The 24,741-nt window shown below is 73.0% G+C and carries 24 protein-coding genes; 10 read left to right on the top strand and 14 right to left on the bottom strand.

All coding sequences use genetic code 11. From position 1 onward, the window contains the following. Window positions 1-436: 436 nt before the first annotated feature. The 4 genes from RIM90_RS13655 to RIM90_RS13640 form a co-directional block, all read right to left on the bottom strand. Window positions 437-1,387 carry a cytochrome c oxidase assembly protein gene (locus RIM90_RS13655; RefSeq protein WP_309060942.1) on the bottom strand — a complete coding sequence of 317 codons (951 nt, stop codon included), beginning with the start codon at window positions 1,385-1,387 and terminating at the stop codon, window positions 437-439. Window positions 1,388-1,492: 105 nt separating this feature from the next. After that, the gene (locus RIM90_RS13650; RefSeq protein ID WP_309060941.1) at window positions 1,493-2,518 is read right to left on the bottom strand and encodes a 6-phosphofructokinase; all 1,026 of its coding nucleotides are present in this window, start codon (window positions 2,516-2,518) and stop codon (window positions 1,493-1,495) included. Between the two features lie 200 nt (window positions 2,519-2,718). Beyond that, the gene (locus RIM90_RS13645; protein WP_309060940.1) at window positions 2,719-3,447 is read right to left on the bottom strand and encodes a glutamine amidotransferase; all 729 of its coding nucleotides are present in this window, start codon (window positions 3,445-3,447) and stop codon (window positions 2,719-2,721) included. A 32-nt stretch (window positions 3,448-3,479) separates the two neighbouring features. Next, on the bottom strand, window positions 3,480-4,718 hold the full coding sequence (locus RIM90_RS13640) for a MurT ligase domain-containing protein (protein WP_309060939.1): 1,239 nt from the start codon (window positions 4,716-4,718) through the stop codon (window positions 3,480-3,482). A 147-nt stretch (window positions 4,719-4,865) separates the two neighbouring features. Here RIM90_RS13640 and def point away from each other — a divergent pair, with 147 nt between their 5' ends. Next, entirely contained in the window at window positions 4,866-5,411 is a 546-nt protein-coding gene (gene def / locus RIM90_RS13635) for a peptide deformylase (protein ID WP_309060938.1), read from the top strand. A gap of 23 nt (window positions 5,412-5,434) precedes the next feature. On the opposite strand, the gene RIM90_RS13630 is transcribed toward def, so the two are convergent. After that, a complete protein-coding gene (locus RIM90_RS13630; protein ID WP_309060937.1) occupies window positions 5,435-6,076 on the bottom strand; it encodes a TetR family transcriptional regulator in 642 nt (213 codons plus the stop codon). Window positions 6,077-6,254: 178 nt separating this feature from the next. Here RIM90_RS13630 and RIM90_RS13625 point away from each other — a divergent pair, with 178 nt between their 5' ends. Then, window positions 6,255-7,481, top strand: coding sequence for an acyl-CoA dehydrogenase family protein (locus tag RIM90_RS13625; protein WP_309060936.1), 1,227 nt, complete (start codon window positions 6,255-6,257; stop codon window positions 7,479-7,481). A 102-nt stretch (window positions 7,482-7,583) separates the two neighbouring features. Further along, window positions 7,584-8,246 (top strand): transcriptional regulator, encoded by a 663-nt coding sequence (locus RIM90_RS13620; protein WP_309060954.1) that lies wholly within the window; start codon window positions 7,584-7,586, stop codon window positions 8,244-8,246. 6 nt (window positions 8,247-8,252) lie between these two features. On the opposite strand, the gene RIM90_RS13615 is transcribed toward RIM90_RS13620, so the two are convergent. From RIM90_RS13615 to RIM90_RS13595, 5 genes are all read right to left on the bottom strand, one after another. Further along, window positions 8,253-8,489 (bottom strand): DUF6213 family protein, encoded by a 237-nt coding sequence (locus RIM90_RS13615; RefSeq protein WP_048580541.1) that lies wholly within the window; start codon window positions 8,487-8,489, stop codon window positions 8,253-8,255. Window positions 8,490-8,514: 25 nt separating this feature from the next. Then, window positions 8,515-9,900, bottom strand: coding sequence for an NADP-dependent succinic semialdehyde dehydrogenase (locus tag RIM90_RS13610; RefSeq protein ID WP_309060935.1), 1,386 nt, complete (start codon window positions 9,898-9,900; stop codon window positions 8,515-8,517). A gap of 76 nt (window positions 9,901-9,976) precedes the next feature. After that, window positions 9,977-10,441, bottom strand: coding sequence for an NUDIX domain-containing protein (locus RIM90_RS13605; protein WP_309060934.1), 465 nt, complete (start codon window positions 10,439-10,441; stop codon window positions 9,977-9,979). Next, window positions 10,438-11,976 carry an ATP-dependent DNA ligase gene (locus RIM90_RS13600; protein WP_309060933.1) on the bottom strand — a complete coding sequence of 513 codons (1,539 nt, stop codon included), beginning with the start codon at window positions 11,974-11,976 and terminating at the stop codon, window positions 10,438-10,440. Before RIM90_RS13600 ends, RIM90_RS13605 begins: the two co-directional genes overlap by 4 nt. A 74-nt stretch (window positions 11,977-12,050) precedes the next feature. Then, window positions 12,051-13,031, bottom strand: a complete 981-nt coding sequence (locus tag RIM90_RS13595) for an NAD(P)/FAD-dependent oxidoreductase (protein ID WP_375165441.1) — start codon at window positions 13,029-13,031, stop codon at window positions 12,051-12,053. Between the two features lie 77 nt (window positions 13,032-13,108). Between RIM90_RS13595 and RIM90_RS13590 the strand changes: the two genes are divergently transcribed. The 6 genes from RIM90_RS13590 to RIM90_RS13565 all read left to right on the top strand — a co-directional run bounded on the left by RIM90_RS13590 (window position 13,109) and on the right by RIM90_RS13565 (window position 18,360). Beyond that, entirely contained in the window at window positions 13,109-13,681 is a 573-nt protein-coding gene (locus RIM90_RS13590) for an XRE family transcriptional regulator (protein ID WP_309060932.1), read from the top strand. A 94-nt stretch (window positions 13,682-13,775) separates the two neighbouring features. Then, window positions 13,776-14,753 (top strand): NADPH:quinone oxidoreductase family protein, encoded by a 978-nt coding sequence (locus RIM90_RS13585; RefSeq protein ID WP_309060931.1) that lies wholly within the window; start codon window positions 13,776-13,778, stop codon window positions 14,751-14,753. After that, complete coding sequence (locus RIM90_RS13580) at window positions 14,750-15,931, top strand: acyl-CoA dehydrogenase family protein (protein WP_309060930.1); 1,182 nt, start codon at window positions 14,750-14,752, stop codon at window positions 15,929-15,931. The genes RIM90_RS13585 and RIM90_RS13580 overlap by 4 nt, the downstream gene beginning before the upstream one ends. Next, window positions 15,928-17,013 carry an acyl-CoA dehydrogenase family protein gene (locus RIM90_RS13575; RefSeq protein WP_309060929.1) on the top strand — a complete coding sequence of 362 codons (1,086 nt, stop codon included), beginning with the start codon at window positions 15,928-15,930 and terminating at the stop codon, window positions 17,011-17,013. The genes RIM90_RS13580 and RIM90_RS13575 overlap by 4 nt, the downstream gene beginning before the upstream one ends. Before the next feature lie 186 nt (window positions 17,014-17,199). Then, entirely contained in the window at window positions 17,200-18,063 is an 864-nt protein-coding gene (locus tag RIM90_RS13570; protein WP_309060928.1) for a phosphatidylinositol-specific phospholipase C/glycerophosphodiester phosphodiesterase family protein, read from the top strand. Window positions 18,064-18,165: 102 nt separating this feature from the next. Next, window positions 18,166-18,360, top strand: a complete 195-nt coding sequence (locus tag RIM90_RS13565) for a hypothetical protein (RefSeq protein ID WP_159530260.1) — start codon at window positions 18,166-18,168, stop codon at window positions 18,358-18,360. 68 nt (window positions 18,361-18,428) lie between these two features. On the opposite strand, the gene RIM90_RS13560 is transcribed toward RIM90_RS13565, so the two are convergent. The 4 genes from RIM90_RS13560 to xylB all read right to left on the bottom strand — a co-directional run bounded on the left by RIM90_RS13560 (window position 18,429) and on the right by xylB (window position 23,208). Further along, on the bottom strand, window positions 18,429-19,667 hold the full coding sequence (locus RIM90_RS13560; protein WP_309060927.1) for a phosphodiester glycosidase family protein: 1,239 nt from the start codon (window positions 19,665-19,667) through the stop codon (window positions 18,429-18,431). A 152-nt stretch (window positions 19,668-19,819) separates the two neighbouring features. Beyond that, window positions 19,820-20,215, bottom strand: coding sequence for a luciferase family protein (locus RIM90_RS13555; RefSeq protein ID WP_309060926.1), 396 nt, complete (start codon window positions 20,213-20,215; stop codon window positions 19,820-19,822). 247 nt (window positions 20,216-20,462) lie between these two features. Beyond that, entirely contained in the window at window positions 20,463-21,671 is a 1,209-nt protein-coding gene (locus tag RIM90_RS13550) for an ROK family transcriptional regulator (RefSeq protein ID WP_309060925.1), read from the bottom strand. Between the two features lie 82 nt (window positions 21,672-21,753). Then, complete coding sequence (gene xylB / locus RIM90_RS13545) at window positions 21,754-23,208, bottom strand: xylulokinase (RefSeq protein WP_309060924.1); 1,455 nt, start codon at window positions 23,206-23,208, stop codon at window positions 21,754-21,756. A gap of 114 nt (window positions 23,209-23,322) precedes the next feature. On the opposite strand from xylB, the gene xylA reads away from it, so the two are divergent. After that, window positions 23,323-24,489 carry a xylose isomerase gene (gene xylA, locus RIM90_RS13540; protein WP_309060923.1) on the top strand — a complete coding sequence of 389 codons (1,167 nt, stop codon included), beginning with the start codon at window positions 23,323-23,325 and terminating at the stop codon, window positions 24,487-24,489. Window positions 24,490-24,741 lie beyond the last annotated feature (252 nt).

Genomic DNA, 24,741 nt, shown 5'->3' with positions numbered 1-24,741 from the left:
GGTGCCGGTGGCGGGACCGCGTGTCACCCCTCCGGCGGCGGGCCGGGGCCTCCCGGGGCGAGGGTGATCCGAGGCCCGTCTGCGTCCGCGCGTACGCCTCCCACTGGGGTGCGACGATGCGTGCCGGTTCCGCCTGCACCGTCCGTGCCGTCGTCCGCCGCTCCGGGTCCTTCGCGAGCGGCCCCCGCGGCACCGGCTCCAGCGCGCCCGCCCGCACGGGTGGGCGCGGTTCCCCAGGGCCACCGCGGTGATCGACGCCGGCAGGGGGCCCGCGCCCGTTCCCGGGACGCGGGCCGCCCCACCGCGGCCTCGGTCGTCATCCCGCCCTTTTCCGTTTCCGTCCTCGAACATGACGGAAACGCCGCTCCCGTCCCCCCGGAGGCATCACGCCACTGAAGGAAACCGCCCGTCCAAGGGGTCCGGAAGAGCGGTGGATTCAGTTTCCGCGTGCGTGCAGTGAGGCCAGATAGGCGTTGTACGCTTCGAGTTCCTTGTCCCCGTCGCGGTCGGCGGCGCGGTCCTTGCGCTTGGCCTGCCGCTGGTCCGAGGCGTACCACTGGAACAGCAGCGCGATCAGCACCAGGACGGACGGGACCTCGCTGAACGCCCAGGCGATGCCGCCGGCCGCGTTCTGGTCGGACAGCGCGTCGATCCCGAGCGAGGCGGGCGGGTTCTCGAAGGTCGTGACCATCGGGGCGGACGCCATCATCAGCGCGATGCCGAAGAAGGCGTGGAACGGCATGCCCGCGAACAGCTCCAGCATCCGCATGAGGTGTCCCGGCCGGTGCGGGCCCGGGTCCACGCCCATGATCGGCCAGAAGAAGACCAGGCCGACGGCGAGGAAGTGCACCATCATCGCGATGTGCCCGACCTGCGAACCCATCAGGAAGTCGAACAGCGGGGTGAAGTACAGCGCGTACAGGCTCGCGATGAACATCGGGATGGTGAACACCGGGTGGGTGATGATCCGCATGTAGCGGCTGTGCAGCAGCATCAGCAGCAGCTCGCGCGGCCCCTTGCGGCCCCGCCCGGCCGTCGGCAGCGCGCGCAGCGCCAGGGTGATCGGGGCACCGAGCAGGATCAGGATCGGCGACACCATGCTGATCACCATGTGCTGCACCATGTGCACGCTGAACATGACCATGCCGTAGTCGTTCAGCCTGGTGCACATCACCAGCCCGATGCTGAGCACACCGGCGGCGAACGCCACCGTCCGTCCCACCGGCCACTTGTCCCCGCGCCGGGTGAGGCGCATCACGCCCCAGCCGTACAGGGCCAGCCCGAGCAGGCAGGTGATGAGGAAGAACGGGTCCGCCGACCAGGCGAGCCCTCGCCCCAGCGTGAACGGCGGCAGATCCATGGTCATGCCGTGCCCGCTGTGATCCATCCGCCGGCTCCTGTTTCGTGGGGGTTGTGCGCTGTCTGTCCGCACCAGAGTAGAACCGCCCCCGGCCGCGACTGCGGCCGGGGGCGGGCTCCGCTCACCCAGGTGTCACAGGACACACTCCGCCTCGGCGTAGCGCCGCTCGGGCACGGTCTTCAGCGTCTCGACGGCCTCGGCCAGCGACACCATGACGATGTCGGTCCCGCGCAGCGCGGTCATCTTCCCGAACTCGCCGCGGTGCACGGCCTCCACCGCGTGCCAGCCGAACCGCGTGGCCAGCACCCTGTCGTACGCCGTCGGCGTGCCGCCGCGCTGGACGTGTCCGAGGATGACCGGACGGGCCTCCTTGCCGAGCCGCGCCTCCAGCTCGAGGGAGAGCTGCCGCGCGATCCCGGCGAACCGCTCGTGGCCGTAGACGTCCTTGCCGCCCTCGTCGAAGTCCATCGTCCCGGGCTTCGGCTTGGCGCCCTCGGCGGCCACCACGATCGCGAACCGCTTGCCGGCCGAGAACCGCTCACCGACCCTCGCGGTCAGCTCGTCGATGTCGAAGGGCCGTTCGGGCACGACGACGGCGTGCGCGCCGGCCGCCATGCCGGAGTGCAGCGCGATCCAGCCGGTGTGACGGCCCATGACCTCCACGATCAGCACGCGCTGGTGGGACTCGGCGGTGGTCTTCAGCCGGTCCAGGGCCTCGGTCGCCACACCGACGGCCGTGTCGAAGCCGAAGGTGACGTCCGTGGCGGCGATGTCGTTGTCGATGGTCTTGGGCACACCGACTATCGGCAGACCGTTGTCCGACAGCAGCCGGGCCGCCTTCAGCGTGCCCTCACCGCCGATCGGGATGATCGCGTCGAGCCCGAGTTCCCGCACGTGACCCTTGGCCCGCTCCACACCGTCCCGCAGATGTTCGGGGCGGACCCGGGAGGAGCCGAGGATGGTGCCGCCGCGGGCGAGGATGCCGCTCACCGCGTCGAGGTCGAGCTTGAGGTAGTCGCACTCCAACAGGCCCTTCCACCCGTCCCGGAAGCCGATGACCTCGTCGCCGTGGTCGACGACGGCGCGGTGCACGACGGACCGGATGACGGCGTTCAGGCCGGGGCAGTCGCCGCCGGACGTGAGGACACCAATGCGCATAGCCCGAAACAACCTTCTCGATGTGGGCCGGGACCGGACCGCGCTGTCCGGCTCGATCCCCGCCACCCTAGCGGCATCGAGGGGCGGGGCCGCACCTCGCGTCCGCCTGCTGGACGACCCCGCTCACCTGTGCGGAGCAGCCGTCAGACGGGCCGGCCGCGCCCGCCCGACGACCGGGTGTCCGCGGGTCCGGGCGCGCCTCAGGCGGGCTGCTGCGCCGCCGCGATGCGCTCGCTGCGCAGCGCCTCGTACCAGCGGTCGTCGGTCGGCGGCAGCGCGTTGACGTCGAGCGCCAGCTTCAGCAGCAGGTCCGCGATCTGCGGGTTGCGGGCGAGCACGGGGCCGTGCATGTACGTGCCGAAGACGGTGTCGTTGAACGCGCCCTCCGTGCCGTCCCCGGTGCCGTTGCCGTTGCCGAAGCGCACCTGGGCGAACGGGCGGGCCGTGGGGCCCAGGTGGGTGACGCCCTGGTGGTTCTCGAACCCGGTCAGCGGGGGCAGTCCCAGCTGCGGGTTGATGTCCGCCAGCACGTCGCCCACGCACCGGGCGCCCTCACCGCGTACCGAGACGACGTCGAGCAGGCCGAGGCCCGGCTCGCGCTGGCCGAGGTCGTTGATGAACTCGTGGCCGAGGATCTGGTAGCCGGCGCACACCGAGAACACGATCGCGCCGTTCTCCACCGCCCGGTACAGACCGCCGTCCCGGCGCAGCCGCTCGGCGGCCAGCCGCTGCGGCCGGTCCTCGCCGCCGCCGATCAGGTAGATGTCGCCGGAGGTCGGGATCGGCTGGTCGCTGCGCACGTCGAGCCGGGCCACGTCCAGGCCGCGCTGCCGCGCCCGGCGCTCCACGACGAGCACGTTGCCCTGGTCGCCGTAGGTGCTGAGCAGGTCGGGGTAGATCCAGACGACCCGCAGGCTGTTGTCACTCATGAAGTCACTGTCCTTGTGAGTACGTCGTTGCGTCAGTTGCCGACACGGCGGCGCAGGTCCTGGAACGCGGTGTAGTTGGCGATGACCTCGATCCGGCCGGGCGGGCACAGCTGTACCGCCTGATCGAGGTCCTCGCAGACCTGGAACTGCTGGTCGGCGACCTCCAGGCGCACCGCGAGGTCCAGCTTCCGGTCACCGATGACGCAGATCGGGTGGCCGGTCAGCCGCGTGTAGTCGACGTCCCACAGCCAGGAGGTGTCGGTGCCGTCGGCGGAGCGCGCGTTCACCGACAGGATCACCGGGGTCGGCGGCGGGTCGATCAGCGAGAACGTCTCCAGCCAGCCCGCGGGGTTCTTGGCGAGCAGCAGCCGCAGGTCACGCCCCTGGAACTGCACGATGTCGTAGCGGCCCGCCACGGCCTGCACCTGGTACATCCGCTCCAGGGCGACCTGCGGCGGCACCCCGAAGACGGCGGCGACGGCGGCGGAGCTGGCGGCGTTGGCCTTGTTGGCGCGGCCCGGCAGCTGCAGGTGGATCGGCCAGGCGGAGCCGTGCGGGTCGAGGACGTGGTCGCCGGAGAGCGCCCAGCTGGGGGTCGGCCGGCGGAAGCCGCACTCGCCGCAGAACCAGTCGTCGCCCGGGCGCTGCATCACACCGCCGCAGGACGGGCAGGACCAGGCGTCGTCCTTCCACATCTGCCCGGCGGCGACCCAGATCACGTTGGGGGAGGAGGACGCGGCCCACACCACCAGCGGGTCGTCGGCGTTGGCGACGATGACGGCCTTGGAGCCGGCCAGGCCCTCGCGCCAGTTCTCCGCGAGCATGCGGGTCTCGGCGGCGCGGTCGAGCTGGTCGCGGGAGAGGTTCAGCAGGGCGATGCACTTCGGGTCGGTGTCCCGGGCGACGCCGGCGAGGTACTTCTCGTCGACCTCGATGACGCCGAACTTCGCGTCCGAGCCGCCGGCGAGCGCCGAGGTGATGCCGGCCGGCATGTTGGCGCCGAGCGCGTTGGAGACGACCGGTCCCGCGGCCCGCAGCGCCTCGGCGATGAGCCGGGTGGTGGTGGTCTTGCCGTTGGTCGCCGAGACCAGGACGCAGTCCAGGTTCTGCGCGAGCCGGGCGAGGAGATCGGGGTCGAGCTTGAGCGCCACCCGGCCGCCGATCACCGAACCGCTGCCGCGCCCTGCGGCGCGGGATGCCGCTGCGACCGCCTTGCCCGCGGTCACGGCCAGCTTGGCCCGCGGCGTGAGCGGGTCCGAGTTGCCTGCCATCAGTTCTCGATCCTCCTTGCGTACGCGCCGCGCCTGTGCCTGACGGCCACGTGGTGTGAACGTCAGCCTATCGAGATCCGTTCGCACTCCAGAACCGCGGCACCCTCGTGAGACGGGCGTTGCTGGGAGGACCGTACTCTGGCCGCCATGCGACACGGCTCCATCCCCGGCGTCCACGGACGTGTGCGGCCCCTCACCCTGCTCGGCGACCCGGTGCTGCACGCACCCTGCCGGGAGGTCACCGACTTCGGCCCGGAACTGGCCCGCCTGGTGGAGGACCTGTTCGCGACGATGTACGCGGCCCAGGGGGTGGGCCTGGCCGCCAACCAGGTCGGCGAGCCGCTGCGGGTGTTCGTGTACGACTGCCCGGACGACGAGGACGTCCGTCACCTCGGCCATGTGGTGAACCCAAGGCTGGTCGGGACGGACGGCGTGGTGGTGCGCGGTCCCGAGGGCTGTCTGTCCCTGCCGGGGCTGGAGGCCGGGACGGAGCGTCACGACCACGCGGTCGTCGAGGGCTTCACGGTGACCGGTGAACCGGTCACCGTCCACGGCACGGGGTTCTTCGCCCGGTGCCTGCAGCACGAGTGCGACCACTTGGCGGGTCGCCTCTACGCCGACCGGCTGACGGGGTGGCGGCACCGCAGGCTCATGCGCCAGGTGAAGCGGGCCCCCTGGAGCCGGGAGGACTGAGGGGGAGGGGACGGAGGGGGGAGTCAGAACCCCGGGCCGCCCACCTTGTCGCCCGCCGCGGCCAGCCGCCCCCACAGCAGGTCGGCCAGGCTGCGCACCAAGTCGGCGCGGGAACAGGGACGTTCACCGAGCCACCAGTCACCGGCCGCGTGCATCATGCCGACGATGCCGTGCCCCCACACCCGGGCCAGCTGCTGGCTGCCCGGTCCGAGGTCCAGCCGCTCCTCGATGACCTGCGCCAGCTCCTCGCCCATCCGCCGCAGCAGCGGCGCCGAGTGCTTGCCGACGTCGAAGCCCTGGTCGCTCTGCGATCCCTCCGCCGGGTGCATCAGGAACCGGTACACCTGAGGACGTGCCTCGATCGCCGAGAGGTAGGTGTCCAGGGTCGCCTCGACCCGCTCGCGCCGCTCGGCCGGGGCGTCCAGCGCGGCCCGCAGCGAATCCAGCAACGCGTCGGTGTGCCGCTTGGCCAGGGCGGCGTAGAGTCCCCCCTTGTCGCCGAAGTGCCGGTAGAGGATCGGTTTGGTGATGCCGGCCTCGGCGGCGATCGCGTTCATCGAGGCCTGCGGGCCGTCGCGCAGCACCACTCGGTCGGCGGCCTCCAGGAGCTCGCGCCGGCGTCGGTCGGCGGACCGCTGCTGATCGGTCCGCTGTGTGGCGTCCATGAATCTCCCCACCCGTGCTGTTTCGGTGACGCCTGCGCAAACTAACACTGACGGCGCCGCGGACACCGAACGGGATGCCGACCGGCCTCGGGGAGTTGACTTTTCCTACCCGTGGGTAACAGACTCGTGTTACCGCAAGTAACACGCACGTGCGCGTGCAGCGCCCGCTGGAGGGGACATGGCCGAGTTCACCATGGAGCTCAACGACGAACAGAAGGAGGTCCGGGACTGGCTGCACGGCTTCGCCGCCGATGTGATCCGCCCCGCGGCCGCCGAATGGGACGAGCGTGAGGAGACTCCCTGGCCGGTCATCCAGGAGGCGGCCAAGGTCGGCATCTACTCCCTGGACTTCTACGCCCAGCAGTACTTCGACGCAAGCGGTCTCGGCATCCCCATGGTGATGGAGGAGCTGTTCTGGGGCGACGCGGGCATCGCCCTGTCGATCGTCGGCACCGGCCTCGCCGCCGTGGGCGTCCTCGCCAACGGCACCGACGAGCAGATCGGCACCTGGATCCCGCAGATGTACGGCGACGCGAACGACGTCAAGGTCGCCGCGTTCTGCTCCTCCGAGCCCGACGCCGGCTCCGACGTGGCCTCCATGCGCACCCGCGCGGTGTACGACGAGGCCAAGGACGAGTGGGTGATCAACGGCACCAAGACCTGGGCGACCAACGGCGGCATCGCCAACGTCCACGTCGTCGTCGCCGTCGTCGACCCCGAGCTGGGCTCCAAGGGCCACGCGTCCTTCATCATCCCGCCGAACACGCCCGGTCTGTCGCAGGGCCAGAAGTTCAAGAAGCACGGCATCCGCGCCTCGCACACCGCCGAGGTCGTCCTGGACGACGTGCGCGTCCCCGGCTCCTGCCTGCTCGGCGGCAAGGAGAAGCTGGACGAGCGGCTCGCCCGCGCCCGCGAGAAGGCGAAGAAGGGCGGCGAGCGGGTGAAGAACGCCGCGATGGCCACCTTCGAGGCGTCCCGCCCGGCGGTCGGTGCCATGGCGGTCGGCACCGCCCGCGCGGCGTACGAGGTCGCCCTGGAGTACGCCCAGACGCGCGAGCAGTTCGGCCGCCCGATCATCGACAACCAGGGCGTCGCCTTCCAGCTCGCCGACATGCGCACCCAGATCGACGCCGCCCGCCTCCTGGTGTGGCGCGCCTCCTGGATGGCGGTCAACGGCAAGCCCTTCACGGCCGCCGAGGGCTCGATGTCCAAGCTGTTCGCCAGCGAGACCGCCAAGAAGGTCACCGCCCAGGCGATCCAGATCCTGGGCGGCAACGGCTACACCCGCGAGTACCCGGTGGAGCGGATGCACCGCGACGCCGCGATCTACACCATCTTCGAGGGCACGAGCGAGATCCAGCGCCTGGTGATCGCCCGCACCCTGTCGGGCATGCCCATCCGCTGAGGCGGCCACGGGAACGACCCGGCGGTGCGGGCGGCACCGCCGGGTTACCCGCGCCCCGCCGCGGGGGAACGTTCGTGTGTGACCGACACGACGGAGGACGCGATGACACGCACGGCCCGGGACCTGCTGGAGACGACCACCCGCGATCTGGCCCCGGACCCGCGCTCCAACCCCCTCGTGCCGCTGATCGCCCGCGGCGAGGCGGACCGGGACGCCCTGGCCGCGCTCGCCCTGGAACAACGCCAGGTGATCCCCGCGGACCGCCGCGCGTTCCTGCACCTGGCGGACAGGTCCGCGGCCGAGCCGCAGTGCGCCGCGTTCTTCACCGCTCTCGCGGAGGGCGAGGCACTCGCCGAGGGGCACCTGGAACCGTTCGCGGCCGCCTGCGGCGCGGACGCGGCCCGCGCGGACGCGTACGACCCCCTGCCGGGCTGTCAGGCCTATCCCGCCTACGTCGCCTGGCTGGCCCTCAACGCCGCACCGGCCGACGCCGTCCTCGCCGTGACCGCCAACTTCTCGGCCTGGGGCGGCTACTGCGCCACGATCGCGAAGGCCCTGCGCACCCACTACGGCTTCACCGACGAGGCATGCGCCTTCTTCGACTTCTTCGCCGAACCGGCCCCGGACCTGGACCGGACGGCCACGGCGGCGGTCCAGGCGGCCCTGGACGCGGGCAGCCTGGACGAGAGCCGCGCACGCCGCTACGGCCGCCTGCTGCAGAGCTACGAGGCGATGTTCTGGGCGACGCTCGCACAGCCGGCCTGACCACCCCTACGGCGCGCCGCCACTGCTGTGCGCGATGCACGCCACATCGATCCGGTCGGCCAGCTTCGCCAGCTCGATGGTGAGCGCGGCCACCGTGTCCTCGTCGAGTCCGTCCTCCCCGGCCTCCACGAGATGCAGCCACCGTCCGCCCACCGTGCGGAGCAATTTGCTCACGTCGGCCGCGGCCACCTGCAAGGTACCGCGGTCGTCGACGATCAGAGGCAGAGTCACTTCGCGGTTCACAGTCGGGATCGTAACCGCGGAAGCATCACGCACCCTGCCAAACCGTGGTGATGTTGCAGAACTCGCGGATTCCGTGCCCGGACAGCTCACGCCCGTACCCGGACCGCTTGACCCCGCCGAACGGGAACGCCGGATGGGACGCCGTCATGCCGTTCACGTACACGCTGCCCGCCTCCAGGTCCCGGACGAACCGGTCGACCTCGGCCTCGTCACGCGTCCAGACGTTGGAACTCAGGCCGAAGAGCGAGTCGTTGGCGATCAGTACGGCCTCGTCCAGGTCGGCCGCCCGGTACAGCGTGGCGACCGGACCGAAGGCCTCCTCCCGGTGGATGCGCATCTGCCGGGTGATCCCGGCGAGCACGGTCGGAGGGTAGAACCACCCGGGCCCGTCGGGACGCTCGCCGCCGCACAGCACGGTGGCGCCCGCGCGTACGGCGTCGTCGACCAGTTCCTCCAGGTCGGTACGGCCCCGTTCGCTGGAGAGCGGGCCGATGTCCGTCTCCTCGTCCATCGGGTCGCCGACCTTCAGGGCCTTCATGCCCGCGGTGAAGCGCTCGGCGAAGGCGTCGTAGACGTCCGTGTGCACGATGAACCGCTTGGCGGCGATGCAGGACTGCCCGGTGTTCTGGGTCCGCGCGGTCACGGCGACCTCGGCGGCCCGGTCCAGGTCGGCGGACGGCATGACCACGAACGGGTCGCTGCCGCCCAGCTCCAGCACCGTCTTCTTGATCATCTCCCCGGCGGTCGAGGCGACCGCGCGTCCCGCGGGCTCGCTGCCGGTGAGGGTGGCCGCCTTCACCCGCTCGTCCCGCAGGATGTCGTCGACCGCGGCGGAACCGATGAGCAGGGTCTGGAAGCAGCCCTCGGCGAAGCCCGCCCGGTGGAACAGGTCCTCCAGGTACAGGGCGGTCTCCGGCACGTTCGAGGCGTGCTTGAGCAGGCCCACGTTGCCCGCCATCAGCGCGGGCGCCGCGAACCGGACCACCTGCCACAGCGGGAAGTTCCACGGCATCACGGCGAGCACCGGGCCGAGCGGCCGGTAGCGCACCACGACCCGGGAGGCGCCGGAGTCCTTCACGTCGGAGGCGTCGGGTTCCTCGTCGGCCAGGAGCTCCGCCGCGTGATCGGCGTACCAGTGCATCGCCTTGGCGCACTTGGCGGCCTCCGCGCGGGCCTGCCTGACCGGCTTGCCCATCTCCGTGGTGATCACCCGGGCGATGGTGTCCTGGTCCTCCTGGAGGAGGTCCGCGGCCCGGTGCAGCAGACGGGCGCGCTCGTCGAAGGCCGTCGTCCGGTAGGTGCGGAACGTGGCCTCCGCGAGCCGGAGCCGGCGCTCGATCTCGTCCTCGCCCATGGCCTCGTACGTCTTGACCGTCTCGCCGTTCGCCGGATTCACCGTTGCGATGGGCATCGCTGACCTCCCTGGGGGCGGGCTGTGCCTTCGACCTTCCCGCGCGGCGGTGGGCGGCGCAACGCGGGAGGGCTCCTCAGGACGAGTGCTCCGCCAAGCGGTCGAGAAACGCCGCCTGCGCGGTGACGATCACCTCCCGGGCCCGGTCCAGGGCGAACCACTCCACCCGGTCGAGCTCCGGGAACTCCCGGATCCGCCCCGACCTCGGCGGCCACTCCATCGCGAACGTACCGGGGACGACCGTCGCCGGGTCCAGGTCGGCCTCGACCGCCCAGACCGTGACGATCTTGCCGCCCGACTGCCGGACCTCCCCGAGCGGGACCGCCTCCCCGTCCGGCGGCGGCAGCCCCAGCTCCTCCCGGAACTCCCGGCGCGCCGCCTCCCGGGCCGGTTCGGCGGGGTCGTACTCGCCCTTGGGAACGGTCCACGCCCCGGTGTCCCGCCGCGCGAAGAACGGGCCGCCCATGTGACCGAGCAGCACCTCGAGACCCTGATCGGTGTGCCGGAACAGCAGCAGGCCGGCGCTGCGGGCGCCCTTCACGGCCGTGCCTTCGGATGCGCGGCGAGCAGCGCCTCGACCGTGTCGGCCTCCTCGGGGCGCTTGTCCTCGCGGTAGCGGACCACGCGGGCGAAGCGGAGGGTGACGCCGGCCGGGTAACGGGGGGAGCGCTGGAGGCCGTCGTAGGCGACCTCCACGACGAGCTCGGGACGTACGGTGACGACGTACCCGCTGTCGTCGACGGCCAGCTCCCGCAGCCGCTCGGTCTGCCAGGCCAGCATCGCGTCGGTCATGCCCTTGAACGTCTTGCCGAGCATGGCGAAACCGCCGTCGGCGGTGCGGGCGCCCAGGTGCAGGTTGGACAGCTTCCCGGCGCGCCGGCCGTGCCCCCACTCGGCGGCCAGCACCACCAGGTCGAGCGTGTGCACGGGCTTGACCTTCAGCCACGCCGCGCCACGCCGGCCCGCGCTGTAGGGGGCGTCGAGTCCCTTGACCACGACTCCCTCGTGGCCGCGCTCCAGGGTCTCGGCGAGGAACTCCTCCGCGGCGCTCGTGTCCCGCGGCCCGGACACCACCGTGCGCCGCACCCGCAGGGGCTCCGGGACGAGCCGGGCCAGCTCCGCGTGCCGCTCGGCGAACGGCAGGTCCAGCAGGTCGCGGCCGTCGACGGACAGCGCGTCGAAGAAGACGGGGGAGACGGGGACCTCGCGGGCGGCCGTCGCCACGTCCACCCGGGAGCCGACCCGCCCGGCGGTCTCCTGGAACGAGCGGGGGCGCCCGTCGGCGTCGAAGGAGATGACCTCCCCGTCGAGAATGAAGCGCTCACCCCGCAGCTCCCGCGCCGCCGCGGTCACTTCCGGCAGCCGGTCGGTGATGTCGTCGAGGGTCCGGGTGTGCACGCGGACGGTGTCGCCGTCACGGTGGACCTGGACCCGGATGCCGTCCAGCTTCTCCTCGACCGCGCAGGCGCCGAGCTTTTCGAGCGCCTCGGCGACCGAGGAGGCGCTGTGCGCCAGCATCGGCAGCACCGGACGGCCGACGGTGAGACGGAACCGCTCCAGCGCGGCGGGACCGTCCGCCAGCAGCGCCCCGGCCACCGTCTGCAGGGAGCCCGCGAGCATCACCGCGCGCCGTACGTCCGCCGAGGGCGCTCCCGTCGCCCGGGCCAGCCCCTCCACCGCGACCGCGTCCAGGGCGCCCTGCCGGACCTCTCCGGTGAGCAGCCCGAGCAGGAACCGCTGTTCGTCCTCGGTGGCCGCGCCCAGCAACTCCCCGACCAGCCGGGCCCGCTCGGCCTGCGATCCGGGGCCGGACACCTCGCTCAGCCGGCTGAGCAGGGCGTCGACCTCGTGGACGGTCAGGGCCGGCTCGGCGGCGGGGGCGACCGGGCGGCTCAGCACCTTCCAGCCGACGCCGAGCCGTCCCTGCGGCAGCCGTCCCGCCAGATACGGGATGACGATCGGCACGTCGTCCGCCCCGGCGTCCCGGAACAGCTCGGCGAGCAGAGCGATCTTCCGGGACCGCGCCGAGGCGGCGGCGACCTCCTGGGACACACGGGCCAGCCGGGACAGCAGCATGGGGCCATGGTGCTACGGAGCCGTGCGCTCCACACCCCGGTCGCCGGGAGCCGCCCGGTCCCGGCCACCGGGGGTCACCCGGTCACCGCCGCGTCCAGGTCGGTCATGAGCAGGTCCCCGACGATCGCGGCCGCCGCGCGGTAGCCGCCGCTCGCCGCGTGGACGACCTGTTCGGCGAAGCCGATCGCGTTGCCCGCCGCCCAGACGCCGGGCACCGTGGTCAGGCCCGTGGCGTCGACGACCGGGTACGTGCCGAACGGGGTCTCGTTCATCTCGGCGCCCAGCCGCTCCAGCAGGCTCGTCTGCGGCACGGGGCGCGGCCCGACGTAGAGCACGGAACGGGCGTGCGTGGAGCCGTCGGCGAGGCGGACCCCGGTGAGCCGGTCGTCCTCGACCAGCACCTCCGCGACCTCACCGGGCACCACGTCGACCCCGGCGGCGGCCAGCCGCCGCAGGTCCTGGTCGGACAGTTCCTCCTCGGCGACCGTGTGCAGGAAGAAGGTGACGTCCTTGGACCACTGGGACACCATCAGCGCCTGGTGCACGCTCATCGCGCTGGACGCGAGAACGCCGAAGGGCTCGTCGCGCACCTCCCAGCCGTGGCAGAACGGGCAGTGCAGCACGTCCCGCCCGAACCGCTCGGCGACCCCGGGCACCGCGGGCAGCTCGTCCTTCAGCCCGGTGGCGACGACCAGCCTGCGGGCCCGCACGACCCGCCCTCCGTCGAGTACGACGGTGAAGTCCTCGTCCCGGGTCACGTCCGTCACCCGGTCACGGACGAGCTCGACGCCGTAGCGCGCGATCTCCTCCCGCCCGGCCGCCAGGAAATCGGCCGGTGACATCCCGTCCCGGGACAGATAGCCCTGCATGTGGGACGAGGGCGCGTTGCGCGGCTCGCCCGCGTCGACGACCAGCGTGCGCCGCCGGGCCCGCCCGAGCACCAGCGCGGCGGACAGCCCGGCGGCGCCGCCCCCGACGACCACCACGTCATGGGTCTCGTTGCCGTACCCGACGGTCTTCCCGGTCCGCCCGGCATTCCCGTTCATCTCGGTCATGGTGACCACCTCCACGCCGACGGTCCCCCGAGAGCTGCCGTATTGACAAACATCTTTGCCGATCCTGCAATAAGCGCATGACTACGGACGACGTTCTCGCGGATGTGGGCCCCCGGCTGCGGCGGATCAGGAAGGAGCGGGAGGTGACCCTCGCCGCGCTGTCCGAGGCGACCGGCATCTCCGTCAGCACCCTCTCGCGGCTGGAGTCCGGACTGCGCAGACCCAGCCTGGAGCTGCTGCTGCCGATCGCGCAGGCCCACCAGGTGCCGCTGGACGAACTGGTCGGCGCGCCGCCCGTCGGCGACCCGCGCGTCCGCTCCGAGCCGATCCGGCGCCACGGCCGCACCCACTGGCCGCTCACCCGGCAGCCCGGCGGACTCCAGGCCTACAAGGTGCTCGAACCGCAGCGGAAGCTCGAGCCGGAACCCCGTACCCACGAGGGCTACGAGTGGCTGTACGTGCTGTCCGGGAAGCTCCGGCTGGTGCTGGGCGAGCACGACGTGGTGCTGACGGCGGGGGAGGCCGCCGAGTTCGACACGCGTGTGCCGCACTGGTTCGGCTCGACGGGGGAGGGGCCCGCGGAGTTCCTCAGCCTGTTCGGACCGCAGGGCGAGCGGATGCACGTACGGGCGCGGCCCAGGCGGGCGTGACGGACCGGACTGTTCCCTCTCGGCAAGCGACCGCTTAGTATGCGGTGGACCCGGTCAGGCGAACACGACGTTCCAAGCCCCGTGGAGGCTCCGCATGCAGGCATGGCAAGTGCACGAGATCGGCGAGCCGGGTGAGGTGATGCGCCTCACGGAGGTGGCGCGGCCGACGCCGGGCGACGGCCAGGTCCTGCTGAGGGTGCGCGCCGCCAACATCAACTTCCCCGACGCGCTGATGTGCCGGGGGCAGTACCAGGTCAGGCCGCCGCTGCCGTTCACACCGGGTGTGGAGATCTGCGGCGAGACCGAGGACGGGCGCCGCGTGATCGCCAATCCCGCGCTGCCGCACGGCGGTTTCGCCGAGTACGCCGTCGCGGACGCCGCCGCACTGCTGCCCGCCCCGGACGCGCTGGACGACGCCGAGGCCGCCGCCCTGCACATCGGCTACCAGACCGGCTGGTTCGGCCTGCACCGCCGGGCCGGTCTCGAGGCCGGCGAGACCCTGCTCGTCCACGCTGCCGCGGGAGGGGTCGGCAGCGCGGCCGTACAGCTCGGCAAGGCGGCGGGCGCCACGGTCATCGGCGTCGTCGGCGGCGCCGAGAAGGCGGCCGTCGCCCGCGGGCTGGGCTGCGACGTGGTGATCGACCGGCGCGAGCAGGACGTCGTCGCCGCCGTCAAGGAGGCCACCGGCGGCCGGGGCGCCGACGTGGTCTACGACCCCGTCGGCGGCCAGGCCTACGCCCAGTCCGCCAAGGCGGTCGCCTTCGAGGGGCGGATCGTGGTCGTCGGCTTCGCCAGCGGCTCGATCCCCAGCCCGGCGCTGAACCACGCCCTGGTGAAGAACTACTCGATCCTCGGCCTGCACTGGGGCCTGTACAACACCAAGAACCCGAAGCTGGTCCGGCACTGCCACGAGCAGCTCACCGAGCTGGCCGCCCGGGGCGCGATCGCGCCGCTGGTGAGCGAGCGCGTGCCGCTCGCCGGCGCCGCGACCGCCGTGCAGCGGGTCGCCGACGGTGTCACCACCGGACGCGTCGCCGTGCTGCCCGCACTTCAGAACGGAGCCGCCGCATGACCGACGCCGCCGAACTGCGCCGCCGCGCGCAGGAGTTGCTGGCCGCGCATCCGCCCGCCGAGACCGAGCGCCTGGACTTCCTGCGCGCCCGCTTCGACGCCGGACTCGCCTGGGTGCACTTCCCCGAGGGGCTCGGCGGGCTCGGCGTCCCGCGCTCCCTCCAGGTCGTCGTGGACGCGGAACTGGAGGCCGCGGGAGCCCCCGACAACGACCCGCGGCGCATCGGCATCGGCCTGGGCATGGCCGCGCCGACGATCCTGCAGTACGGCACGGAGGAGCAGAAGCGGCGCTTCCTGAAGCCGCTGTGGACCGGCGAGGAGGTCTGGTGCCAGCTGTTCAGCGAGCCGGGCGCCGGATCCGACCTGGCCGCGCTCGGCACGCGCGCCGTGCGCGAGGGCGAGGACTGGGTGGTCAACGGGCAGAAGGTGTGGACCTCCAGCGCCCACCTCGCCCGCTGGGCCATCCTCATCGCCCGCACCGACCCGGACGTCCCCAAGCACCGGGGCATCACCTACTTCCTGTGCGACATGACCGACCCCGGCGTCGAGGTGCGGCCGCTGCGCCAGATCACCGGCGAGGCCGAGTTCAACGAGGTCTTCCTCACCGACGTCCGCATCCCCGACTCCCGCCGCCTCGGCGAGGTCGGTGACGGCTGGCGGGTCGCGCAGACCACGCTGAACAACGAACGCGTCGCCATCGGCGGCATGCGGCTGCCCCGCGAGGGCGGCATGATCGGCCCGGTCGCGAAGACCTGGCGCGAACGCCCCGCGCTGCGCACCCACGACCTGCACCAGCGGCTGCTGAAGCTGTGGGTCGAGGCCGAGGTCGCCCGCCTCACCGGCGAACGCCTGCGCCAGCAGCTCGTCGCCGGCCAGCCCGGCCCCGAGGGCGCCGGCATGAAGCTCGCCTTCGCCCGCCTCAACCAGGAGATCAGCGGACTGGAGGTGGAACTCCGCGGCGAGGAGGGCCTGCTGTACGACGACTGGACCATGCGCCGCCCGGAGCTGGTCGACTTCACCGGCCGCGACGCCGGCTACCGCTACCTCCGCTCCAAGGGCAACAGCATCGAGGGCGGGACCAGTGAGGTCCTGCTGAACATCGTCGCCGAGCGCGTCCTGGGCCTGCCGGCCGAGCCGCGCACCGACAAGGACGTCGCGTGGAAGGACCTCTCCCGATGAGCACACAGCCCGACCTGCTGTACTCGGAAGAGGAAGAGGCGCTGCGCGCCGCCGTCCGGGACCTGCTCACCGACCACTGCGACGTGGCGGGAGTGATCGCCCGCGTCGAGTCGGCCTCCCCGCACGACCCGTCCCTGTGGAAGGCGCTCGCCGACGGCATGGGCCTCGCCGGCCTGCTGGTCCCGGAGGACCGGGGCGGCCAGGGCGCCACCCCTCGCGAAGCCGCCGTCGTCCTGGAGGAGTTGGGGCGCGCCGTCGCGCCCGTGCCGTATCTGACCAGCGCGGTCGTGGCCACCGAGGCCCTGCTCGCCTGTGAGGACGGCGACGAGCTGCTCGCCGGGCTGGCGTCCGGGCGCAGGACCGGCGCCCTCGCCGTCGGGCTGCACACCGCCCCCGGCGCCGCCTTCACCACCGTACGGCTGCAGAGCGGTGCGCTGCACGGACGGCTGACCGGCATCGCGGACGCCGCGGTCGCCGACGTGCTGCTCGTGCCGGCGGACGACGGCGGGCTGTACGCGGTGGAGGCCGACGCGGTCACCCTCACCCCGCAGACGTCCCTGGACCTCACCAGGCCGGTCGCCGAGGTCACCCTCGACGGTGCCCGGGGACACCGGCTGGGCGACGCCGAACCCGCCGTACGCCGCGCCCTGCGGGCCGGGGCCGGACTGCTCGCCTCGGAACAACTCGGGGTCGCCGACTGGGCGTTGACGGAGACCGTCCGCTACCTGAAGGACCGCAAGCAGTTCAACCGCCCCGTCGGCGGGTTCCAGGCGCTCAAGCACCGGCTGGCCCAGCTGTGGCTGGAGGTCGTCCACCTCCGCGCCGCCGCCCGGGGCGCCGCCGACGCCCTCGCGACCGGCGAGGACGCCGACGTGGCGGTCGCCGTCGCCCAGGCCTACGCGGCCCCCGTCGCGGTCCGGGCCGCCGAGGAGGCACTGCAACTGCACGGCGGCATCGGCATGACCTGGGAGCACCCGGTGCACCTCTACCTGAAGCGCGCCAAGGCCGACTCGATCGCCTACGGCACGGCGGGTGCCCACCGGGAGGCGCTGGCCGGGCTGGTGGACCTCCGGGCACCCTGACGGCACCCGGCCGAACGACCGGAGAAGCCCGCCCCCCAAGGGGCGGGCTTCTTCCGTGCCGTACCTGCGCCGGTGAAGTGAACGCAGGCGGTCGGATCGGCCAACTCCCCTCACAGCTCTGCTCTTTGAGCACATCGGGACCTCATACTCACTGACGTCCTGTACGGCATCAAAGGGAGGCAGAGCATGGCCCTCACCACCCGTCGCAGAGCCCTCACCACCCTCGGCGCCGCCCTCGCCGGCTCCGTCGCCCTGCCCGCCACCCAGGCGCTGGCCCGCGAACACGAGCACCGCCCGCGCCCGCTGTGGCGCGCCCACGCCCACAACGACTACGAGCACCCGCGCCCCCTCCTCGACGCCCTCGACCACCGCTTCGGCAGCGTCGAGGCGGACATCTTCCTGGTCGGCGACCAACTCCTCGTCGCCCACGACCCCGAGGACCTCGACCCGTCCCGCACCCTGGAGTCCCTCTACCTCGACCCGCTCGCCGCCCGCGTCCGCGCCAACCGCGGCTCCGTGTACCGGGGGCACCGGGGGTCGCTCCAGCTCCTCGTCGACATCAAGACCGAGGGCTCGTCCACCTACCTCGAACTCGACCGCCGTCTGCGCCGCTACCGGCACCTGTTCACCACCTTCGCGCACGGCCGTGTCCTGCCCGGCCCCGTCACCGCCGTCGTCTCCGGCAACCGCGCGGCCCGCGTGCCCATGGAGGCCCAGCGGGTGCGCCGCGCCTTCTACGACGGCCGGCTCGCCGACCTCGGCGGTCCGGCGCGGTCCTCCTTCATCCCGCTGATCAGCGACAACTGGACGCTCCACTTCACCTGGCGGGGCGTCGGCACGTTCCCCGACGCCGAGCGCCGGAAGCTGCGGGACATCGTGAGCACCGCCCACGCCCGTGGCCAGAAGGTGCGGTTCTGGGCCACCCCGGACCTGCCGGGGCCCGCACGGGACGCGCTGTGGGGCGAGCTGGTCGCCGCGGACGTCGACTTCCTCAACACCGACGACCTCGCGGGGCTGGAATCCTTCCTCGACGCCTACCGGCGGGCGTGACACCACACGTTCGGAGGACAGGTCAGCAGCCCGGACGAACCCTCCGCTACGCCACACTTGCGGCCGAACGCCGCGAAGCGGACGTGGCGGAGGAGGTTGACGATGGCCGTTTCCATCTCTGTGGTGCTGCTGCTCTCGGTCCTGGCGGTGATCTTCCTGCGCAACGGCGGTCTGAAGATCTCCCATGCCCTGGTCTGTCTGCTGCTCGGCTTCTACCTGGCCAGCACCAGCATCGCCCCCACCATCCACAGCGGCCTCACGGCGACCGCGGACATCGTCGGCAGTCTGCGGCCGTGAAGCCGTGAGGCCGACGGGACCGTGAGGCCGGCGGGACGGTCCCGGGGACCGGTCCCTGCGGGCCGGTCTCAGGAGTCCGAGTAGATGCCGATGCCGTTCGGCACGGGCCGTTCGGCGCCGGCGGCGGGGTGATTGCGTACGGAGACCCCCGCCGCGCCGGGTGCGCGGGCGACCAGGGTCGACGAGCCGCCGCCGTCCAGGCTGAAGGCGTCGGCGGAACCCAGCCGGCGCATGGTGTCGGCCACTTCGGCGATCGTCAGCCCGGTGCGGTACTCGGGGGAGCCGTCGAGCGCGAGCAGCAGCAGGCGCCGTCCGCCGTCGGCGGTGCCCACGGCGGTGCGCACCGCCGAGGCGGTGTCGTCCAGGCCGGGCAGCGGCCGTCCACCGGTCAGCACCGGGTAGCCGCCGAGGGCCAGCCGGTACGGAATCCGGCTCGCGGCGGCCACCAGCCGGTACCGGACGCGTACCGGCTCGCCGACGTCGAACTTCCGCAACTGCCGGGCGCCTTCCTCCCGGCCCACCAGCACCGTGCTGCCCGGTGCGATCGGCCCGCTGCCGGGCGTGCCGGCCGTCGACACCACCCGGCCTCCGCGCACGGTCACCTCGTGGGTCTCCGCACTGCACGGGGCGGCCCGTTCGGTGTCCGTGCCGCAGGTGGCGCGCACGCGCGACACGCTCCCCCACTCCTCGGTGAACGCGCCGATCGAGTCCACCGGCAGCGCGTACTGGTTGAGCCCGCCGAGCGGCAGCCGGGCCTCCCGGGTGCGGACCGAGCCGTCGAGGGCCAGCCGGTCCAGGCGGGCCCGCCGGTCGGCGCCCACGCCGAACACGTCCTCGGTGGTCGTGCCGGGCGGCAGTGCGGGACCGAACCGCTGGCCGGTGGGCACCGCCGCCTTCAGCGCCCGGCCGTCCCCGATCGCCGGGCCCACGCTCGCCCCGGTCGCCGCCACACCCGGGTGCTGCGTCTCGGTGATGTTGAAGAAGTCACCGTTGACCCCCGCGACGGCACCCCGCGCGTCGGCCATCAGGGAGACGGGGGCACGCGCGGCCACGGCGCCCGGGTGCAGCAGACCGACCCGTACGCGCGGGTCGCGCAGATCGACGGTCAGCACGTGGGCGTGCGCCGTTCCGTGGGACGCCGGGATGTCGAACTCCTCGTAGGTGACGCCGGGCGCGAGGCCGACGGCTCCCCGCGCGGCGCCGGCCGGTGCCGCCCCCGCCAGGACGGCACCGGCCAGCACACCGAACGCCGTGAGTGCCCTCAGTACCGGTCTTCCCGCTGCGAACCGCTTGCGGCGACGCGTCACAGTCCCCCCTGAAGTCTCGTCAACTGTCCCAGGAAACAGGGGCAGTGGACCAGACGGCCGCGTCGTCCGAGGGATCGGGACACCGACGCCGAGGGAAACGGGTGGGAAAAGGCACCCTCTTGGGGGCGGATTCCACGGGCCGGGCGGGTGGCTCAGCGGTCGGTCACCGCGTCGCGCGGCAGCACGGCGACCCGGTGGAAGTTGCACCCGGCCGACGCCGGCCCGGCGGACCGGGGCCGGGCCTGGTGGGCCTTGAGGGCGACACTCACCAGGCTCAGCAGCAGATCGACGTCCGTGGCGCAGTCCAGGTGCACCGTCACCCAGCAGGAGCCCGGGACCAGCTGTATCGCGCTCGACCCGCCCAGGTCGTAGTGGAAGCGCTGGATGGCGCGGTCAGTGAGGTGGAGGTCCACGTCCCGGGCGGAGTGGAAGTGGACGATCTCGTCACGGGAGGTGCGGAGTGCCTGCCCCGTACCGCAACTCGCCGGACAGGCCGTGAGGTCGGGCCATGTCCCCAGTCGCTCCATGGCTCGCTGCGCCGGTGTCATGCCCTCATCGTCGCCTGCTCACCGTGCGGAAACCAGGAGTTGAGCGATTCGTAATCGAGAGGTGAGGTGCCGAAGCCGTCCCCTGCGATCGCGCCGTGGCAGCCGACGGCCTCATGACCTGGCACGACGCCCTTGTCCTCGTGTGCGACAAGGACGGATCGGAGTCGCTCGAGGAGAGGCCCGGGCGGGGCCGGCGGTGCGGTCGTCCTGCCCCTGCTCCCTGTTGTCCGTGGGGTGACGGGCCGTCTCAGGTCCGTTCGGCGACGGCCGCCGGGTCGTCCAGGACCCCCCGCACCACCGAGTGCGCCGCGCCCAGCAGCGGTCCTTCGGGACCCAGCGCGGACACGGAGACGGGGCAGGCCGGTCCCGCCGTGCGGCGGGCCAGCTCGGACCGCAGCGACGGCAGCAGCCAGGGGGCGAGCCCGGACAGCGCGCCGCCCAGCACGACGCTCTCGGGGTCCAGCAGATTGACCGCCCCGGTCAGGGCGATGCCGAGCGCCGTTCCCGCGTCGTGCAGGGCGCGCCGTACGGCCGCGTCGCCCTGCTCGGCACGGCCCGCGAGCACTCCGACGCGGTCCTCGCCCGGCTCCAGGCCGGCCGCGCGCAGCACCGCCTCCTCGCCGGCGTACTGCTCCAGGCAGCCGCGTCCGCCGCACGCGCACGCCGGTCCCTCGGGCTGCACCGGCACATGGCCCAACTCGCCCGCGAAGCCGCGGTTTCCGCGCAGCAGCCGCCCGTCCACGACCACCGCGGCACCGATGCCGATCTCGGCCGACACATGGAGGAAGTCCCGCGGGGTCCCCTCACCGAGCCAGAGTTCGGCGAGGGCGCCGAAATTGGCCTCGTTGGCCACGGTGAGCGGGAACCGGGCCGGCAGCAGTCCGCCGAGGTCCGTGTCCTGCCAGCCGAGGTTCGGGGCGCGTACGACGGTCCGGGCGTCGCGCGCCACCAGACCCGGTACGGCCACGGCGAGCCCCGCCGGCCGCAGGCCCTCGCCCTCGGCCTCGGTGACGACCCGGTGTATCAGCTCGGTGAGGTCCCCGATCACCGGCTCGGGGGAGCGGTTCCGGTTCGCCACGTGCCGCACCGCCCGTGAGCGGACCCGTCCGCGCAGGTCGACCGCGCAGACCGCGAGATGGTCGACGCCGACCTCGGCGCCGATCCCCGCCGGGCCGTGGCCGCTGACGGCGAGCGCCGAGCCGGGACGGCCCACGCGTCCGGGCCGCTCGGGGCCCAGTTCCTCCAGCAGCCCCGAGCGGATGAGCTCGTCGACCAGGGTGGACACCGCCGCGCGGGTCAGCCCGATGCGTGAGGCGACGGCGGCCCGGGACAGCGGTCCCTCGGCGCTGACGGTGTGCAGCACCCGCGAGAGGTTGCGGCGGCGCATGCCCTGCTGGGTGTCGGGCAGTGCGCGCCCCGGACCGGCCGGGCGGGCCTCGTGCAGCGGTGCGCTCATTCCTCCGTCAGTCCTCGGTCTCTCCGTCGTCGTCCCCTGCCGCCGGTCGGTGCCTTCGGGGCGGTGTCCGCGGTCCGTGCCGTCACTCGGTGTCCGGGGTGCGCTCCAGCAGCGGAGCCGCGTCGGAGAGTACCCCGGCGATCCTGGCCAGCGTCTCCTCGTCCCGCTCCACCGCCTCCAGCACCGGGCCCGCCGCCGTGTCCCACCGCCGGGCGACCGCGGCCGGGTCCTCCCCGGTGAGCAGCCCGGCCGCCTGCGCCGCCGCACCGAGCGCGACGAGTTCCCTGGCCTCGGGCACCTGCACGGGCCGCCCCGACAGCCGCCGTACGGTCTGCTGCCAGGCCGTTCCCCGCGCACCGCCGCCGATCAGGAGCAGGGGTGCCGACGGATCGGTGTCCTCGTCGTCTTCGCCGAGCACGAGATCCAGCGCGCCGAGCAGGGAGTGCACGGCGCCGTCATAGGCGGCCTGGAGCAACTGGCCGCCGGTCGTGTCGTGGCGCAGTCCGTGCAGCAGACCGGAGGAGCGGGGGAGGTTCGGGGTGCGCTCGCCGTCCAGGAAGGGCAGAAGCGTGACGCCGGGACCGGGCTCGACGGCCTCGCGGTCCAGGCCCAGCAGGCTCGCCACCCGGTCCACCGCGAGCGTGCAGTTGAGCGTGCAGGCCAGCGGCAGCCAGTCGCCGCGCGCGTCGGCGAAGCCCGCCACGGTGCCGCTCGGGTCCGCCGGCCTGTGCCGCGACACGGCGTACACGGTGCCCGAGGTGCCGAGGCTCATCACCGGTGTGCCGGGGCGCACCCCGAGACCCAGCGCGGCCGCGGCGTTGTCTCCGGTGCCGCACGCCACCAGGGTGCCCTTGGAGAACGGCAGGTCGTGGCTGTCGCGCACGGTCCCGGCCACCTCGCCGGGGCGCACGACGCGGGGCAGCAGCGCCGGGTCGAGGCCCACGTGCGCGAGGATCTCCTCGTCGTAGGCCTCGGTCCCGGAGGCCCACCAGCCGGTGCCGGAGGCGTCGCCGCGGTCGGTCGTGCCCTCGCCGGTGAGCCGCTCGGTGAGGTAGTCGTGGGGGAGCCGGACGGCCTTGGTGGCGCGGACCGCCTCCGGCTCGTGCTCCGCCAGCCAGGCCCACTTCGTGACCGTGAAGGAGGCGGCGGGGACGCTTCCGGTGCGCTCGGCCCAGAACTTCGCGCCGCCCAGTTCCTCGATCAGCCGGCGGCCCTGCGGCGCGGACCGCACGTCGTTCCACAGCAGCGCCGGGCGCACCGGCTCGCCCTGCGCGTCCAGGGTGACCAGACCGTGCTGCTGTCCGCCGATCGACACGGCGGCGGCCTCGTGCGCCGGCTCGCCGCACTGGCGCAGCGCTTCGCACAGGGCGTCCCACCACTGGCGCGGATCACTCTCCCGGCCCGCCCCGGAGGTCACCGTGTGCGGGGCCTGACCGCTCGCGACGACCCGGCCGGTGGCCACGTCGACGACCAGCGCCTTGGTGGACTGGGTGGATGTGTCCACGCCGACGACGAGCGGACCCTCGGCTGCTGGCATCGGTCTCTCCCTCTTCCGCGACTCAGCGGGCTGTGTCTCTTCCCTGAACTGCTCCCGCATACTAATTTGTAAACCGCCATGACGAAATAGTCTCAGCGAGCAAGGAGCCGCGGCATGAGCTACCAGCCCACCCCCGAGGACAGGTTCACCTTCGGACTGTGGACCGTCGGCTGGCAGGGACGGGACCCCTTCGGCGACGCCACGCGGCGTGCCCTCGACCCGGTCGAGTCGGTGCGGCGCCTGGCCGAGCTGGGCGCCTACGGCGTCACCTTCCACGACGACGACCTCATCCCCTTCGGCTCGAGCGACAGCGAGCGGGAGGAACACATCAAGCGGTTCCGGCAGGCGCTGGACTCCACCGGCATGAAGGTGCCGATGGCGACGACCAACCTGTTCACCCACCCGGTGTTCAAGGACGGCGCGTTCACCGCCAACGACCGCGACGTGCGCCGCTACGCGCTGCGCAAGACCATCCGCAACATCGACCTCGCGGTCGAGCTCGGTGCCGAGGTCTACGTGGCCTGGGGCGGCCGGGAGGGCGCCGAGTCCGGCGCCGCCAAGGACGTGCGGGACGCCCTGGAGCGGATGAAGGAGGCCTTCGACCTGCTCGGCGAGTACGTCACCGCCCAGGGCTACGACATCCGCTTCGCCATCGAGCCCAAGCCGAACGAGCCGCGCGGCGACATCCTGCTGCCCACCGTCGGACACGCCCTGGCCTTCATCGAGCGCCTGGAGCGGCCCGAGCTGTACGGCGTCAACCCGGAGGTCGGCCACGAGCAGATGGCCGGGCTGAACTTCCCGCACGGCATCGCCCAGGCGCTGTGGGCGGGCAAGCTGTTCCACATCGACCTCAACGGCCAGTCCGGCATCAAGTACGACCAGGACCTCCGCTTCGGCGCGGGCGACCTGCGGTCCGCGTTCTGGCTCGTGGACCTGCTGGAGTCGGCCGGGTACAGCGGCCCGAAGCACTTCGACTTCAAGCCGCCGCGGACCGAGGACCTCGACGGTGTGTGGGCCTCCGCGGCCGGCTGCATGCGCAACTACCTGATCCTCAAGGAGCGCGCGGCCGCCTTCCGCGCCGACCCGGAGGTGCAGGAGGCGCTGCGCGCGGCCCGGCTGGACCAGCTGGCCCAGCCCACGGCGGCCGACGGCCTCCAGGCACTGCTCGACGACCGGTCCGCGTTCGAGGACTTCGACGTCGACGCCGCCGCCGCGCGGGGCATGGCCTTCGAGCGCCTCGACCAGCTGGCGATGGACCACCTGCTGGGGGCCCGGGGCTGAACCTCGGACGCGCGGGGCGCGGTCGCACCGGCTGTTCCGCCGGACGACCGCGCCCCGCGCGCCGTGATGCTTCCCGCGGTGGCGTGCCGTGCGCAGCGGTGCCGCCGGATGGCTGCGTGCCCTGTGCCGCGGCGGTTTCCGCGGTGGCGTGTCACGCGCTGCGGTGCTTCCCGCGGCGGGTCTCCCGCCCGCGCCCGCCCGGCGCTCGGTGCGCGTGCCGGCGTTGCGCGCGGCGGGCTCTTTGCGCGGAGT

It is taken from the genome of Streptomyces sp., assembly GCF_031181555.1.
GTDB classification, from domain to species: domain Bacteria; phylum Actinomycetota; class Actinomycetes; order Streptomycetales; family Streptomycetaceae; genus Streptomyces; species Streptomyces fimbriatus.
The sequence above is the reverse complement of the archived record's forward strand: the minus strand, read 5'-3'. Positions and strand labels throughout refer to the sequence as shown.

Excerpts from the sequence above, each read along its gene's own strand:
- RIM90_RS13655 (WP_309060942.1), bottom strand. The coding sequence starts at position 1,387 with ATGGATCACAGCGGGCACGGCATGACCATGGATCTGCCGCCGTTCACG.
- RIM90_RS13650 (WP_309060941.1), bottom strand. The coding sequence starts at position 2,518 with ATGCGCATTGGTGTCCTCACGTCCGGCGGCGACTGCCCCGGCCTGAAC.
- RIM90_RS13645 (WP_309060940.1), bottom strand. The coding sequence starts at position 3,447 with ATGAGTGACAACAGCCTGCGGGTCGTCTGGATCTACCCCGACCTGCTC.
- RIM90_RS13640 (WP_309060939.1), bottom strand. The coding sequence starts at position 4,718 with ATGGCAGGCAACTCGGACCCGCTCACGCCGCGGGCCAAGCTGGCCGTG.
- def (WP_309060938.1), top strand. The coding sequence starts at position 4,866 with ATGCGACACGGCTCCATCCCCGGCGTCCACGGACGTGTGCGGCCCCTC.
- RIM90_RS13630 (WP_309060937.1), bottom strand. The coding sequence starts at position 6,076 with ATGGACGCCACACAGCGGACCGATCAGCAGCGGTCCGCCGACCGACGC.
- RIM90_RS13625 (WP_309060936.1), top strand. The coding sequence starts at position 6,255 with ATGGCCGAGTTCACCATGGAGCTCAACGACGAACAGAAGGAGGTCCGG.
- RIM90_RS13620 (WP_309060954.1), top strand. The coding sequence starts at position 7,584 with ATGACACGCACGGCCCGGGACCTGCTGGAGACGACCACCCGCGATCTG.
- RIM90_RS13610 (WP_309060935.1), bottom strand. The coding sequence starts at position 9,900 with ATGCCCATCGCAACGGTGAATCCGGCGAACGGCGAGACGGTCAAGACG.
- RIM90_RS13600 (WP_309060933.1), bottom strand. The coding sequence starts at position 11,976 with ATGCTGCTGTCCCGGCTGGCCCGTGTGTCCCAGGAGGTCGCCGCCGCC.
- RIM90_RS13595 (WP_375165441.1), bottom strand. The coding sequence starts at position 13,031 with ATGACCGAGATGAACGGGAATGCCGGGCGGACCGGGAAGACCGTCGGG.
- RIM90_RS13590 (WP_309060932.1), top strand. The coding sequence starts at position 13,109 with ATGACTACGGACGACGTTCTCGCGGATGTGGGCCCCCGGCTGCGGCGG.
- RIM90_RS13585 (WP_309060931.1), top strand. The coding sequence starts at position 13,776 with ATGCAGGCATGGCAAGTGCACGAGATCGGCGAGCCGGGTGAGGTGATG.
- RIM90_RS13580 (WP_309060930.1), top strand. The coding sequence starts at position 14,750 with ATGACCGACGCCGCCGAACTGCGCCGCCGCGCGCAGGAGTTGCTGGCC.
- RIM90_RS13575 (WP_309060929.1), top strand. The coding sequence starts at position 15,928 with ATGAGCACACAGCCCGACCTGCTGTACTCGGAAGAGGAAGAGGCGCTG.
- RIM90_RS13570 (WP_309060928.1), top strand. The coding sequence starts at position 17,200 with ATGGCCCTCACCACCCGTCGCAGAGCCCTCACCACCCTCGGCGCCGCC.
- RIM90_RS13565 (WP_159530260.1), top strand. The coding sequence starts at position 18,166 with ATGGCCGTTTCCATCTCTGTGGTGCTGCTGCTCTCGGTCCTGGCGGTG.
- RIM90_RS13555 (WP_309060926.1), bottom strand. The coding sequence starts at position 20,215 with ATGACACCGGCGCAGCGAGCCATGGAGCGACTGGGGACATGGCCCGAC.
- RIM90_RS13550 (WP_309060925.1), bottom strand. The coding sequence starts at position 21,671 with ATGAGCGCACCGCTGCACGAGGCCCGCCCGGCCGGTCCGGGGCGCGCA.
- xylB (WP_309060924.1), bottom strand. The coding sequence starts at position 23,208 with ATGCCAGCAGCCGAGGGTCCGCTCGTCGTCGGCGTGGACACATCCACC.
- xylA (WP_309060923.1), top strand. The coding sequence starts at position 23,323 with ATGAGCTACCAGCCCACCCCCGAGGACAGGTTCACCTTCGGACTGTGG.